At 47.0% G+C, this 13,714-nt stretch carries 13 protein-coding genes; 9 read left to right on the forward strand and 4 right to left on the reverse strand.

The genetic code is table 11. The features are described from left to right. The 5 genes from RDM26_RS07410 to RDM26_RS07430 all read left to right on the forward strand — a co-directional run. A partial coding sequence (locus tag RDM26_RS07410) for a proton-conducting transporter membrane subunit (protein ID WP_307738340.1) occupies positions 1–1,088 on the forward strand: 1,088 nt, incomplete at its 5' end. Next, entirely contained in the window at positions 1,081–1,890 is an 810-nt protein-coding gene (locus tag RDM26_RS07415; RefSeq protein WP_307738341.1) for a Na+/H+ antiporter subunit E, read from the forward strand. The genes RDM26_RS07410 and RDM26_RS07415, both read left to right, overlap by 8 nt. Before the next feature lie 5 nt (positions 1,891–1,895). Next, complete coding sequence (locus tag RDM26_RS07420; RefSeq protein WP_307738342.1) at positions 1,896–2,246, forward strand: monovalent cation/H+ antiporter complex subunit F; 351 nt, start codon at positions 1,896–1,898, stop codon at positions 2,244–2,246. Further along, entirely contained in the window at positions 2,239–2,622 is a 384-nt protein-coding gene (gene mnhG, locus RDM26_RS07425) for a monovalent cation/H(+) antiporter subunit G (protein ID WP_307738343.1), read from the forward strand. Before RDM26_RS07420 ends, mnhG begins: the two co-directional genes overlap by 8 nt. A gap of 215 nt (positions 2,623–2,837) precedes the next feature. Continuing rightward, positions 2,838–4,253, forward strand: a complete 1,416-nt coding sequence (locus tag RDM26_RS07430) for an ATP-binding protein (protein ID WP_307738344.1) — start codon at positions 2,838–2,840, stop codon at positions 4,251–4,253. Between the two features lie 338 nt (positions 4,254–4,591). On the opposite strand, the gene cas5e is transcribed toward RDM26_RS07430, so the two are convergent. The 4 genes from cas5e to RDM26_RS07450 are packed head-to-tail and all read right to left on the reverse strand — an operon-like array spanning position 4,592 to position 8,609. Beyond that, positions 4,592–5,287 (reverse strand): type I-E CRISPR-associated protein Cas5/CasD, encoded by a 696-nt coding sequence (gene cas5e / locus RDM26_RS07435; protein WP_307738345.1) that lies wholly within the window; start codon positions 5,285–5,287, stop codon positions 4,592–4,594. After that, a complete protein-coding gene (gene cas7e / locus RDM26_RS07440; RefSeq protein ID WP_307738346.1) occupies positions 5,284–6,441 on the reverse strand; it encodes a type I-E CRISPR-associated protein Cas7/Cse4/CasC in 1,158 nt (385 codons plus the stop codon). Before cas7e ends, cas5e begins: the two co-directional genes overlap by 4 nt. 40 nt (positions 6,442–6,481) lie before the next feature. Further along, entirely contained in the window at positions 6,482–7,051 is a 570-nt protein-coding gene (casB, locus tag RDM26_RS07445) for a type I-E CRISPR-associated protein Cse2/CasB (RefSeq protein WP_307738347.1), read from the reverse strand. Continuing rightward, complete coding sequence (locus RDM26_RS07450; RefSeq protein WP_307738348.1) at positions 7,044–8,609, reverse strand: type I-E CRISPR-associated protein Cse1/CasA; 1,566 nt, start codon at positions 8,607–8,609, stop codon at positions 7,044–7,046. Before RDM26_RS07450 ends, casB begins: the two co-directional genes overlap by 8 nt. Positions 8,610–8,786: 177 nt before the next feature. Between RDM26_RS07450 and cas6e the strand changes: the two genes are divergently transcribed. Genes cas6e through cas2e form a run of 4 tightly spaced genes read left to right on the forward strand, consistent with a single transcriptional unit; the run spans position 8,787 to position 13,497 of the window. Then, positions 8,787–9,479, forward strand: a complete 693-nt coding sequence (cas6e, locus tag RDM26_RS07455) for a type I-E CRISPR-associated protein Cas6/Cse3/CasE (protein ID WP_307738349.1) — start codon at positions 8,787–8,789, stop codon at positions 9,477–9,479. A 2-nt stretch (positions 9,480–9,481) separates the two neighbouring features. Then, positions 9,482–12,241: a CRISPR-associated helicase Cas3' gene (cas3, locus tag RDM26_RS07460; protein ID WP_307738350.1), complete on the forward strand. Its 2,760-nt coding sequence runs from the start codon at positions 9,482–9,484 to the stop codon at positions 12,239–12,241. A 24-nt stretch (positions 12,242–12,265) separates the two neighbouring features. Next, positions 12,266–13,195, forward strand: coding sequence for a type I-E CRISPR-associated endonuclease Cas1e (cas1e, locus tag RDM26_RS07465; protein ID WP_278608774.1), 930 nt, complete (start codon positions 12,266–12,268; stop codon positions 13,193–13,195). After that, complete coding sequence (gene cas2e, locus RDM26_RS07470; protein WP_278608773.1) at positions 13,195–13,497, forward strand: type I-E CRISPR-associated endoribonuclease Cas2e; 303 nt, start codon at positions 13,195–13,197, stop codon at positions 13,495–13,497. The genes cas1e and cas2e overlap by 1 nt, the downstream gene beginning before the upstream one ends. The last annotated feature ends 217 nt before the right edge of the window (positions 13,498–13,714 follow it).

The raw sequence follows: 13,714 nt of genomic DNA on the forward strand, positions 1-13,714 counted from the left end.
CCATGCTTACCCAAACGTTATCCCTGGGGGCTTTTGGTCTAAAGGCCCCCGTTTCCCCGCTCTCGGCTTGTTTGCCAGATTCTTACCCCCCGGCCCCCGCCCCGATCACCGCCGTATTTGCAGGATTGCTAACCAAGGTTGGGGTGTATGCGATTATCCGGATGCAGGTACTTATTTTCCCGACCTCCCCGGTAGATGTGGTACTGGCGATAGTCGGGATTCTCACTATGATCGTAGGAATCTTGGGGGCAGTTGCCCAGGACGATATTAAACGGTTGCTTTCTTTTACCTTGGTTTCCCATATCGGTTTCATGATTTGGGGGATTTCGCTAGCTAATACCCTGGGAATCGCCTCGGCAGTGTTTTACGTTGTCCACCATATTCTGGTGCAAACCACCTTGTTCTTAGTTGCAGGGATGATGGAGAAAATCGGCGGTTCTACGTCGCTGCGCCGCCTACACTCCTTAGCTAAGATTTCACCGCTGCTGGCGATTTGGTATTTGATTCCGGCTTTCAACCTGGTGGGTTTCCCACCTTTGACTGGTTTTTTGGGAAAACTGGGGCTAGCCGAGGCGACCGCGGCGCGCAACACTCCCCTGGCCTGGGCACTGCTGGCTGCCGGGCTAGTTGCCTCCCTACTGACGCTGTACGTGGTGGTCAAGATCTGGCTACAAACTTTCTGGCAGGGACGTGAATCTGCGCAAGAAAGTGGCGGTGAAGAAGAGGACGCCGTAGATACTTTGAATCCTGCTGCCCGTATTCCCCGGGGAGTCTGGGCGGCAACCGGTTTTCTAACTGCGGTAACGATTGGCCTGTCGGTATTTGCCGATCCGGTCTACACTTTCACCGAACGCGCCACTATCTCTATGACACGCGCTGAATATCAACGCGCGGTTTTGGGAGAAGACGGACGCGGGCACGGGATCTCGAAGCTTTCTTCAGGGAATCGGGAAGATTTAATAGACAAATACAGGGCGGACACCGCTGCAGCTAAAGCCAGTACCCAGAGCTTTGTTTTTGATGTTTTATCACTGTCCCCACGAAAATCATATAGATCTTTACCAGTGAGGGGAGGTAGTAATGACTAGCGACAGCCGCGATGACAGGGCACAGCAAACTATAGCTGCGGCTCCTGCCCTGACTAAAGGGTCTCAGTTACCAGAAGAATCTGGTACGAGCCAAAAGAATAGGAAGCAACAGGGTGAGATTGCCTCCGTCAGCTCTGCGCCTTCGCGCCCAAGTCTGAAACAGCGTCTGCGTACGCTACCGCGGCGCTGCTCCCTAGGGATGAGCATCTGGTTGTTCGTGGTCTGGATACTGCTGATTCGTGACCTGTCCGCTGTTTCTATCGGCGGCGGCGTACTGATCGCGTTGGGTTTGCAAATATTTTTCCCGATGCCGCATGTTAACCCGGTAAAAAGGTTCCGCCCCTTGCAGGTTAGTTGGCTGGTGCTCCGCTTCGGTTGGGATCTTTTGGCTTCTGCTCTGCAAGTAGCTTATGTGGTGCTCAGAAACAAACCTGCCCGTCCGCAGATGATAGAAGTGGAGATGGTGACCCGCTCAGAGTTTTATTTAACCATGGCTTCCGCGATGACCTGCCTGGTACCAGGTTCTTTAGTGGTGAGGGCTCGGATAAACCCTTCGCGAGTAACTTTGCATGTGTTAGATCGTGACCTATCTAAAGGGGCGCGCGGGGTAGAGAAATCTTTACACGCCCTCGAAATGAGAATTGTGAAAGCTTTGGGCAGTAAGGCAGAGATTCAAGAAGCTCAGGAGCGTTTACAACGCTACGAGCAGCTGGTAGCGGAGGGTAAAATTCCCTATTCTGCGCACAGCCAGTATGTCATTGATGATGATGCCCAACCACGACCTGATAGTGAGAGGCAGTAGGCGCTATGACTTGGATTTTTGTTTTAAACTGGGCGATGCTCAGTGTCGCTGAACTGCTGGCTTTGTACGTGCTGTGGCGCGGACCAGGAATTTTGAATCGTACCGTGGCCTTGGATCTATTAACCGCGATCACCATCGGGATTATTTGTTTGGTGTCAGTGACCGGGGAGCGCGATGACACTATGCAGGTTGTACTGGTGTTGACTTTGGTGAGTTTCTTGACTGCAACGGCGGTGGCGCGGATTATTGGGCAACGTTCCGCAACCGAACAGGCACAAGATGCTGATCCAAACGTGGCTAAGAAACCGGAACCGAAAGCGGACGCTGTTAGTGCGAAAGGAGGACGTGATGAGTGAAAGCTGGTCCAACGCCCTCACCTACCTGGGGATAGCGATTTTAACTCTAGGGTCTGCGTTGACTCTGATTGCTGCCATTGGAGTAGTTAAATTGCCAACTTTGCTGCAAAGGCAACACGCTGCCACAAAACCGCAGTTAACCGGGTTTATTTTGACCTGTCTGGGCTTGGTGGCTATTCGGCAAACCTGGTCGTGGCTGACTGTAGTACTGCTAGCGATCGTGCTGCAAACTCTGACGGCACCGATTGGTGCGCACCTGATCGGTAGAACTGCTAAGCAACGCGGAGATATCAAAGATGCTGGTGAAACGGTTTATCGCCACCTGCATTTGCCACTTCCCGGTAAGGATGTGTCTGCTATAACCCGAGACAGTTAAAATCATGTATAGCCGTAAGCAAAATAAAAATCGCTCTCAATGTAGTTTTTATTATGCATTGGATGCTGTATTTGATACCTGAATGCTGTTTTCTCTGAGGTCTGAAGCAAAACACCTTGTTAACAATATCTAGATATACATGTTTACGATATTGCTAATCTCCGACACGGTAGCTATCCTGGAGTGAGCTGTATTTTTAGAATCGGGGGTAAGTGATGGAGCGTTTTATCGGGCGCGAACGCGAGCTAGAAGCGCTGGAGAGAGCGTGGGGAAGTGATCGTTTCGAGCTCACCGTTGTCTATGGGCGCCGCCGGGTCGGAAAAACCCGTCTGATTAGGGAATATATTGCCGATAAGCCCTCTGTATATTTTATGGCGCTGGAGGCCGATAAGAAGACAAACTTGAACAGCTTTTCCCGTACGTTTTCCCAGTTCCAAGCCTCGAACGAGCCAGGTTTGACGGCCTCGCGGGCAGGTTACAGTTCTTTTGAGGATCTATTCGCTGATATGGCGGATACTGCTCGCCACACCCCGTTTGTGCTAGTAATCGATGAGTTTCCGTACTTGGCGGCGAGTTGGCCACCGATTTCTTCGCTATTGCAGAAGTTTTGCGATTCTCAATGGGCAGGGACAGGACTGCATCTGATTTTGTGCGGGTCGTCGATGAGTTTCATGGAGCGACAAGTCCTCTCCGCGAAAAGCCCCCTGTATGGGCGGCGTACCGGTCAGATTCGCTTGCGACCTTTCGATTTTTTGGATACCGAGGATTTTCTCTCCCCTCTACCCCGTTTGGATGCCGCAGTTCTTTACGCTGCTACCGGTGGCGTGGCGGAATACCTCGACTTTATAGATACCAGTACAGGCGCTGCCGAGAACCTGTCGAAACTATTCTTTGATCCCAGCGGCCGCCTGGTGGAAGAACCGGGAAACCTACTAAAACAAGAACTGCGAGAGCCAAAACGCTACAGCTCTATTTTGCGCGCGATTTCTGACGGAGCCTCAAAACACAATCAAATCGCTACAAAAACCGGGATTCCTACCGGGGTTCTGACGAACTACCTCGGCGCCCTAATGGATCTGGGTATCGTGGATAAACAAATTCCCTGGAATGCGACAATGAAAATGGGCGGGCGAAAAACCATTTATCGGATTCAAGACGGCTGTTTCCGTTTTTGGTACCAATTCGTGCAACCCAACCTTTCGACTATAGAGTTGGGTGCGGGTTTAGCAGCTCTGGAAGCGAACGTCATTCCCGGACTCAACAGTTTCATGGGGCTGGGCTTCGAGCAGATTGTCGCGGATCTTTTCGACCGCGACAATGCCGCTGGAAAGCTAGTCGAGCTGTACCAAAATCGTGCCCGCTGGTGGGGTAGCGACCCGAAAACGCATCAATCCGAAGAAATCGATCTAGTCGCCGGAGGGAATAAATCTACTCTGTTTATCGAAGCTAAGTGGTCCAGTCAACCCGTCGGCATTGATGTCCTGAAAACCCTAGAAAACCGCAGTAAACTAGTCAAACACCACAAGACACCCCGCTACGCTGTCTACGCAAAGTCAGGATTCACCCCCGAATTAGCCCGCCACGCGCAAGGGCGCGAGGACGTGAGGCTGCACAGTTTCCTAGAAAAATAGCCACGGGTTTGCGAGACCTGGTCAGAGCATTTTTCGTGACTATCTAGAATCGCTATCTGTTCGGGGGAGGTATGAGCTTAAAAGAATGCGCGCGAAGAAGCATAAAGCTCATCGTATGTCATCGTTTTCATCCATGGAATAGTCACTAACCGTTATATCCATGTTCGCCATGACAAACATAGTCCCACCCAGGCACGATCCCCGCAGGTGCGGGGCATTACGCATTAATCGCTAAAACCGCTCTATTCCTATTATGAGGACAACTACCTATTGAAATGTCATCCTCTGTATAATTCTAAAAACTAGATCATCAATGATTAGCTAGATTCGCACGCAACTTATGATCCGCGGCGACGCAAGGATTTCCCCACCTGCTCTAGCCACTCCAAACGATTTGACGTAGCCGGAACTTGAACCACGGAAGTTGTTTCCATTCCCAGTGGCAACAGTCGACGTACGGTCAGTTGAACCTGTTCTGAAGTGTATTCGTGTTGGAAAGTAGGGATATCAAATAGCTCATTATCGCTGCCAATTCCTAAATAAAATGGAAAACTAGGGGCAAAAGCTTTACGGCCAAGATAAGTAACAAACTTTGGAGCAGCTAAAGCTGTATCAATTTCTTCAGCGTGTTCATTCACGAAAATTCGGACGATAAACTCAGCATTCGATAGATACGTGCGATGGGCAATGGCGTTACCATGTTGAGAATCCGGAGAAAACAGTAAATCTTTTTTGGGGGCTTGCCTTCGTTCCAATAAAACATATAGACGTCTAGAAAAATCCCAAGATTCTGGACGTGAGCCGATGATTTGAAATTCATCTATCAACCGACCGAGATTGTCTTCCCTTACATCGAAAGTAAGGTTATCCAGCCAAGCAGGAAGTTGCCCCCGCTCAAACCCCAACGCCGCTGCTATCAGACCAATTAGCGCTGATCGTCTTGGGTATCTTTGGGTTCTTGAAACATTGCCTGACACTTTCGGTCCCGCCCAGCTCTGCAAGGGACCTGCTAACCGCAAATAAATTGAAGTCATTTTCTTATCCAGGAAATTATCTGGTCAATCAGTTCATTCTTGGTTACAACCGATAGATTCTGGGTTTCATTTTCTGCGCACACCTTGAAATCTAAACTATCCAGATCCTCGTAAGAGCCTGATAGGACGGTTATTCCTCTAAAATTATCTGGATCAAAACGGCGCGCCGAAACGAACTGTTCCTGCAAGCGCTGAATCGTAGCTGCTACGTAGCCGCCTTCGGGAGCTGCCTGAACCGGATTTTCAAAATCGTACGCAATTCTATGTGCTTGTTCCTCCGCCAAAACTAATGCAGGTACTACGTAAGGAGCGGTTACATTCTTCTTACCACTAGGAAGAGCATAAATTAAAGCATCTATCATCGCGCGTAAGTTAGTGATGCTATCATCCCTATCAAATCCGGTCCATGAACGGTGAAGCTGAGCCTTGTCAATAGTTGCTGTGCGATAAAAACATCCGCTTGTATATAACGCCGTACCTAAATACGTCGATCCAGCGCCTTGTTTTTCATTTGGATAATCATCTACGGTTGAAAAATAATCGGTTTCAATAGCTGCCGCATGGGTGGAGACTGCTGGAGATACTGCAATCGCTGCTTCAGTGTTCTTGCTAGGCAGCTTGGCAAACATACGTCCAAAAGCAGCAATTGCTAGGGATCCTGTTTTCCCATCTTCGATAAAATCCCCTGATTCTTCGCTTGCAATCTGTGCAGCGCAAGTCTCTATTTCTTCTGCGCTCAACCAAATTGATTGCCGCTGCTCCTTGGGATTACTGCTATCGCGTCTTTCTTCATCCGATTTTTTAGAGGATTTAGCCCCGGTGTCACTTACGTCTCTACTTACAGAGGCTTTTTCAGATTTAACTAAAGCCCGTAGTGCCTCACCGGCCTTCATAACTGCTTGTCGAATCTCTAAATCGGGATTTATCTCTTTAGATCTCTTCCCGATTAGCTCGGCCAAGTTCCCAGATCGTACTGAGATATCTCTCGATTTTTGTTCATAAGAGATCCTCACTTGGCGTTTAATTGCCTGCGAAGAAATACTACTTCGTAGAACCCCTCCTTGTAGAAGGTGCTTAGGAGTTCCTGTATCGTCACGATTTACATTTGACCAGGGTAACGAGAATATCGTATGTATTGTCAAGAAGTTGGACATGATCAAGAACCTTTCGCTTGTTTATATTTTCTATTAATAGTTACCCGCGCGCAGGAACATAACCGTAATAGTCACGAACCATAGCCTGCCGCACTTTTTTCGATTGCGGAGTGACTCCGTCGCCCCAGTGGACTAAAATCCGAGCAAGGGCGTAATAGTTCAGAGGAATCTCCGCTTTCTTACATAATGAAAGAAGACCCCTGATGACCAGCACTGCCTGCTCAATATCCAGAAACTGAATAACCCGTAATCGACTTGCGATTGCATCCGGTTTGGCCGGATCATTCGCACTGTAATCACCGCCGAGTTCTGAAAGTTTTCTAGATGCTAGAGCAAAGGATTGGCCTACCCTAAGAGGATTTTCCTTGTTCGTCTGGGGAATCTCAGGAAACATAGCCGTTAGGGCAGCAGCACGTAGCACAGCTGTTTGATCCCTTACGGCATCATCACAGTATGGTAAAACGTAGGGAAATGCGTAACTTTCGGTGTAAGGGGAAATACCTTTTCTAATAGCTGCTATAAGTTTTCGATTTTGGCTAGATGAATTGCTATTTTCCCTGGATACCAGGATTAATGAAATAAGACTTTCCCACGATTCACGATTAGACATTATTTTTTACTTCTCCCTGAGTTGCCAATGCGATCCCTAGCATTTTGGCTGTTGATGTCCTCAAAAAGCTACCCACAGTTTCCACTTGCGGCAACATTACCTCCTCATAAGGACTAACGATGCAACGATAGGCATCGATAGCAGCCTTCTGAGCTAATCTCATAATCTCGGCAACCGGTATGGAACCACCTAAATTAGCAATATATACCTCGAGTTTTGGATACAAAATGCGCCAAAATTCTGATGACGCATCAGCCTGCAGATTTTTTAGTTGCGGTAATCTAGGCTCACGGTTTGCCAAGTTTCCGCTGCTTGCGCGGTCAGAAAAAACCTGTTTCAATTTTCGATGCATCTTATCAATAAAACTTGCCACTTCTTGAACATCATCGTCTGTTTTATCGTTACCAACCCAGATTCGGGGATTATCCGGTATGAAAAAATCTGATGCCCTAACAACTGGAGATGAACTTGTACCCCCAATGAGATGTCTTAAGAACGCAATTCTCGATTCTTCGCTAGGGTTCCATATTCGTTCCTGTATTTCGCATTGCTCACGCAATCGCCGGGGATTTCCCTGAGAAGTCCAATCAACTGCAAGCTGAGTGGCATCCCTGTCCAACTCAACTCTAACAACCTGGGATTTTCCCTTATTATTCACCGAGTACAGATACATGGGATCCAGTTCGTTACGAGCATCCCACCATTTTTTTCTGATGCCTTTAGCTCGAGACTTGTTGCTTAGGTCCCCTCCTTGCTCTGGTAATAGCCACTTCTCAGGAATTCCCCCAGTTTTTACCTCAACTAGACAATGATCATCCCAGGTGCATGCTGCAGCATTGGAACTCCATGTTGCATTCCAAAAAGCATCATTTACTCCTGGGCATGGTTCACGTTTAGCCCAGGCAGGTAATGCGGAAGACTTAACCCATTTTTTTGGAATGTTGAGTAACAAAGTTGAATAGATCGATTCATCAAACCAAAACACTTCCGTGGCTGTGTTATCTCTTCCCACGAAGCGTAACCCTGGCGAACCCATTTCACACTTTCTACCCACATACTTGTTGTTTCCAGCAGGCGAATAATGATGAAATATGAGAAGTGTCAAGAGCGCTGCGGGTAAATCTAGAACCTTTTTCTGCGTCATTCCGAAGTTCCAAAACTGTTCGGCTTCATCCCCGGGCATCGAAGGTAAGAGCTTTTTCACCGCACCTTTTGGTTTCTCTTCTGGATTTACAGGCTGCTGTAGAAAAGGATTATCTGCATCAAAGGGATTGCAATAGGGCGCTAATTTCTTAATCGCCTCGTCAACTGCTAATTGATCTGGGTGAGGTCTAGAGGAGTCTTGCCTAAATCGTTCTGCCACCACAACTATGTCTCGCAAAAAACGGAGTACCGCACCAACCTGAAAACCTGATCCCACGAAAAGATCTTTTGTGTGCAGAACCTGGGTTTCTTCAGCACAAGTCAGGGGCGACAATAAAACCTCTCTTGGAGTCATCAATCCACGCGTGGTGGGAATCCACTTTTCATCTACCAATACATTGATATTGCTTCCCATAGTTCTCCCCCATGATACCAGCAGAATACTAGGATACAAGACACGCGTCAATAATTTTGATACCGTAATTTTGTACCCCCGCAGGAGCGAGGAAAAAACAATGCCACAAGGCACGCAGAACTACCCCCAGCCATTGGGGAATAACACTGCGATACTATCAGAACACAGGAAAATACCATGCCGTTTTTAACCCTGATTCCAGTTCACGAAATACTCGCGCAAGCATACTCGAGCATTGCTGTTGAGAAATTACAGAAACCAAACAGGCGAAGGCTAGACATTAACAATCCTGATACGCGCCACAGATTAGTCATGGGGATTTTCGGAAATCTTGGCGAGAATCCACGCTCAGACAACAATATTCTTTTCCGCGTTGAGCAACAGCCTGCAAAAGCCCCAGCTTTCCTTATCCGTTCTGACATAGCTCCGGATCCTGCAAAGTTAACTCCGAACAGCCAAACACGGATTATTGAAAATACCGAACTACAACCTAAAAAAGTGGTGGCTTTTCGTTTAAGTATCAATGCAATTCGTAGGCACACCAAAAAAATTAATGGAGAAAAAATTGTAGAGGCGATTCCGGTAAGAGCGGACAATTGCTCGGAAAACAGCAATTACGGTGACTTGAACTATTGGTTGCAACAAAAACTTTCACCTGGACTTTCAGACGTTAGTATTCTTAACCATCAACGGGAGGTAATACACTCTTCAAAAGATTTAAAATCTAAAGGAAAGACGATCCAGATCGATTTGATTGATGGGGTTGGAATAATAGAGGAGGTGAGCGCATTAGAAAATATGCTTAACAAGGGAGTAGGGCGAGCAAAAGCTTATGGGTGCGGACTGCTCACTATCAAAGTGTTGCGATAAGTATGTCCACATCATTTCAAGATTTTTGGGCAAAATATGACCCTGTCACTGGTGCCACATATCCCGCTATACTACATCTCTTAGACACCGCCACTGCCGCAATCGCTGTATATCAAGTTTGGCTGCGAGCAGGTTTGCAAACCCGCTTGAATGACTGCCTCGGTACTGAATCAGTTAAGAAATTGGCTCTAATTGCGGCGTCACATGACCTGGGAAAAATAAACCCGGTGTTCCAAGGACAGTTGGCTGTTAAATCCAATGTTTCTTCTGTCGGTACACAAGATGACGATCAAAAGCCATTTACGATTCAGTTTGCAAAATCTGTGTTATCAAATCTGGACTCCTCCAAGTTCAGACGTCCCGAAGCCGGAGGGGCAATCGCTCGCAACTCTTCGATACGCCGACATGAGCAAGTGGCGGCATTAGACTTTTTCGAATGCGAATCCGGACTCAGCAACCTGTACGCAAGCCCTAACTGGTTGGGACTTGCTTGTTTGGGTCACCATGGAACTTTTCGTGTCCCTCGACGCACTGAGAGCACGAAGGAATTTAGAGGGGGCGAATGGAAAAATATCCGCATTGCATATCGCAAAATTCTAGAACGAGAAATTGGTGTTTCCTATGAAAGTCTCCCGGCTGATCTATCCCCCATTGATACGCTACTCGTTTCAGGTATAACTATTATTTCGGATCGCTTAGCATCAGGAAATGATTGGGTAACTGAACAGCGAAAAGTATTGGAAAATAATCCCCTGAACCAATTCCTGCTTGACAAATGGATAATCACTAGTTACGAACGAATGGAACGTAGAGTTCGCCGTCTTCTGGGCACGTTTGTTCCGCTAAAGGATCCCTCGAGTACTTTATTTGGAAAATGGAAACTCCGACCCGCGCAATTAGCGGTTCGCGATATGGATGCAGGGCTGCTAACGATAATGGCGCCTACCGGTTCAGGAAAAACAGAAGCGGCACTGCTACGCCATCACGCAAACGGTTACCAGCATGAACGGTTAATTTTTTTACTCCCTACTCAGGCAACTTCTAACGCGATAATGGAGCGCTTTCAGCTGCTACTAAAAGAGACTGGAAACATAGCCTCGCTTGCGCATGGGATGGCTGTTTTAGAAGAGTTTTACAATCAGCCGCTTGAAGATGCTTACATCGGGACAGATCTAGTCACTGATTCTCTTCACCCAACCGATTTTGTCCGGCAAGGATCCGCTCGATTACTTGCGCCTATTTGCGTGGGCACTGTTGATCAGCTTGCAATGGCAGCTTTACCCTTGAAGTGGACACATTTACGACTTACCGCCCTCGCAAATGCACACATCGTAATTGACGAGGTTCATACCTTAGATGCCTATCAGACTGAATTACTAAAACCTATTCTCCACTGGCTTGGAATATTAGGCACCAGGGTAACGTTGCTTTCTGCCACTTTAGCTGACGAACAACTCAAGCAGCTAATTGGGTCATATTCGGAGGGAGAAAAGACCGCGATAAAAACAACAGTTCCCATAGTTCCTGCACCCAGCTTTCCATCGGTTCTATTAACAAATAAGGGTTCAACCAAGAAAAAAGTTCTAACGCCCGAAAAACGATATCAAATTGATTACCAGCTAGATTTTGAGAAAGGTAAAAACAGCTACAAGCACCTCGCAGAGTCGCACATCCAATGGCATGAACATGTTCGTAAAAGATTTCCTAGAGCACGCATAGGTATTTTCACAAACGCCATAAAAAATGCCCAAGAAATCGCATTTGAAATAAAACAATCAGGGCAAAAAGTAATCGTTCTACACTCTAGAATGACTGCGGCTCATAAGTCGCTTGTTTCCGATAATCTAACTAAGTTCCTCGGTCCCGGTTCTACTATTCAGGGGTTAACAGTGATTGGCACTCAAGCTATTGAAGCTTCCCTTGATATAGATTTTGATCTAATAAGTTCAGACTTGGCTCCAGCTGCTTCATTGATTCAGAGAGCCGGCAGATGTTGGCGCCGAGAAGATGCGGATCGTACATCGCGAATACCAGGCGTCAGTAACCTGTTCATGCACATAGCTTCGGGTACAAATTTTGAGAGTGAAATTTTTGCTAGTTGGGGTTTCCCCTATCCCCGAGCGGCAATGCTTAGAACCTTTGAATGGCTGCGCAAACATCGCGGATCTATAGAAGTTCCATCACAAATACAGGAATTCGTTGATGAGGCTTGGGTTAGCTACAACTCTCTCGGAAGCGAAGCGGATTTTGAGAGCATAGCGGCAGATGGAATTAAAACTATGAGAGCAGAGTATTGGACCGAACCACTTACAAACCTGCTAGGCGAAGACTGGATAACTCTGACCAGTTTTGAAAAACTAACCGGCCCATTAGGAAATAAAGAGAACGCTCAGGGCGAAACTCCGCTGACACGTTTTACAGATCGTCCCAAAGCTTTTGTCATTGCCTGCGGATCACAAGCAAATGTTCCCGGCGCCACCTCAAAAGAACATTTAGAGAAACTAATAAATATACCGCGCAAAGAATGGGAAGTTAGGAGCTACCACAAGGCGCTGCTTGATGCACTCAGAGCGGAAATTCCTATCTCAGCGAGTACAGTAGTACGAAAGTTTGAAAATAACAGCGGTTATACCACGCTGATCGATGAGTCAGCTCCCGCTTTATTACGGGGGAAATATATTTTAGATTTTGATAACACGGGGACAGATTCTTCCCGATTGTTACGCTATGACCCAACCTTAGGATTAATAGTAGATTCATAAAAACCCTATTTGAAAGGCACAGTCGTGTCCTACTCCGACCAAGCTCTAATATTTGCAAAAATACCCGTTAACCACCAGATACGTGAGGAGGATCGTATCTCCTTTCTATATCTTGAATACTGCCGCATAGAACAGAATCGCACTGGAGTAGTTGCCCTAAGAGAATACGAAGACGATATCCGGACAAAACTGATACAAATTCCCGTTGCAGGTATCGCTGTACTGTTTCTTGGTCCCGGAACTTCAATTACCCAACCAGCGATTGCTAGCTGTACTCGTGCCGGATTGACGATAGTTTTCACGGGGGAGAACGGCATCCCATACTATTCACATGCAACTGCCTTAACTAGCTCTGCGCGTTGGGCTATTGCGCAAGCACGGTTGGTCGCTAACGAAAAGTACGCCCGTCAAGCCGCAAAAAAGCTATACAAAAATCAACTAAGCATCGATATAAATGCGGATTTAACAATCAGTCAGATGAGAGGGATTGAAGGGCAATTGGTCCGAAAACTCTATCGAGATATGTCGCGCAAATACGGAATCACGAATTTTAGAAGAGATACTAAATCTGGGGATCAGGTTAATATGGCACTTAACATGTTAGGAGGAATAATTTATGGCTGCGCAGCCTCCGCTTGCGCAGCATTATCAGTAAATCCCGCCCTCGGGATAATTCATAGAGGTGATGCTAGGGCACTCCTATTCGACCTAGCTGATCAATACAAACCAAAGTTGGTAATCCCGCTTGCATTTCGTGCTTTAGATCAGACCGACCCCATGACGTGGAGTAGGCGTGAACTCCGTAGACACCTACATAAAGATTTGATTCTGACAAAAATGATTTCTCTATTAATGGAACTTTTCCAACCTTTCCTTCCCAAAATTAATGATGATCGACTTATTAATGACAGAGGAGAAGTTAAAGGCCACTTATCTTGGGGGGATGGTGTCTGATGTTCGTAACCTTATGTTGCGAGGTGCTACCTCCGCATGTAACTGGCTATATCTCACGCTTTTTGACTGAGGTAAACACCGGAGTTTACGTTGGACGGGTTACCTCCCGAATTGCTGAAAATTTGTGGGAACGCTGTTGTGAAGCAGCCTGCAATGGCAGGCTAACAATGATTGCTTCTAGCAATGAACGTGAACAAGGATTCACAGTAAAAACATTAAATAGTGGCAAACTTGAGCTTATTGATTTCGATGGACTCGTGCTTATCGAGAAACCTTCTCTTGTAAGGGGCAATCGAGAATAATCAGGTTTTAGATGCTAGTTAAACAATATCGCCAACGGTTAATCTAAAATTGCCTGTGAGATAGTGTATTCCCCGCGCGAGCGGGGGTAATTCCAGGATCGCTAACACCACCAGTAGGAGGTGTTCGTATTCCCCGCGCGAGCGGGGGTAATTCCACCAGGCGCCCAGTAGGACTGCTAAGCGTAGTGTATTCCCCGCGCGAGCGGGGGTAATTCCA

Origin of the sequence: uncultured Varibaculum sp., from assembly GCF_902489465.1 — a bacterium.
Lineage (GTDB): Bacteria > Actinomycetota > Actinomycetes > Actinomycetales > Actinomycetaceae > Varibaculum.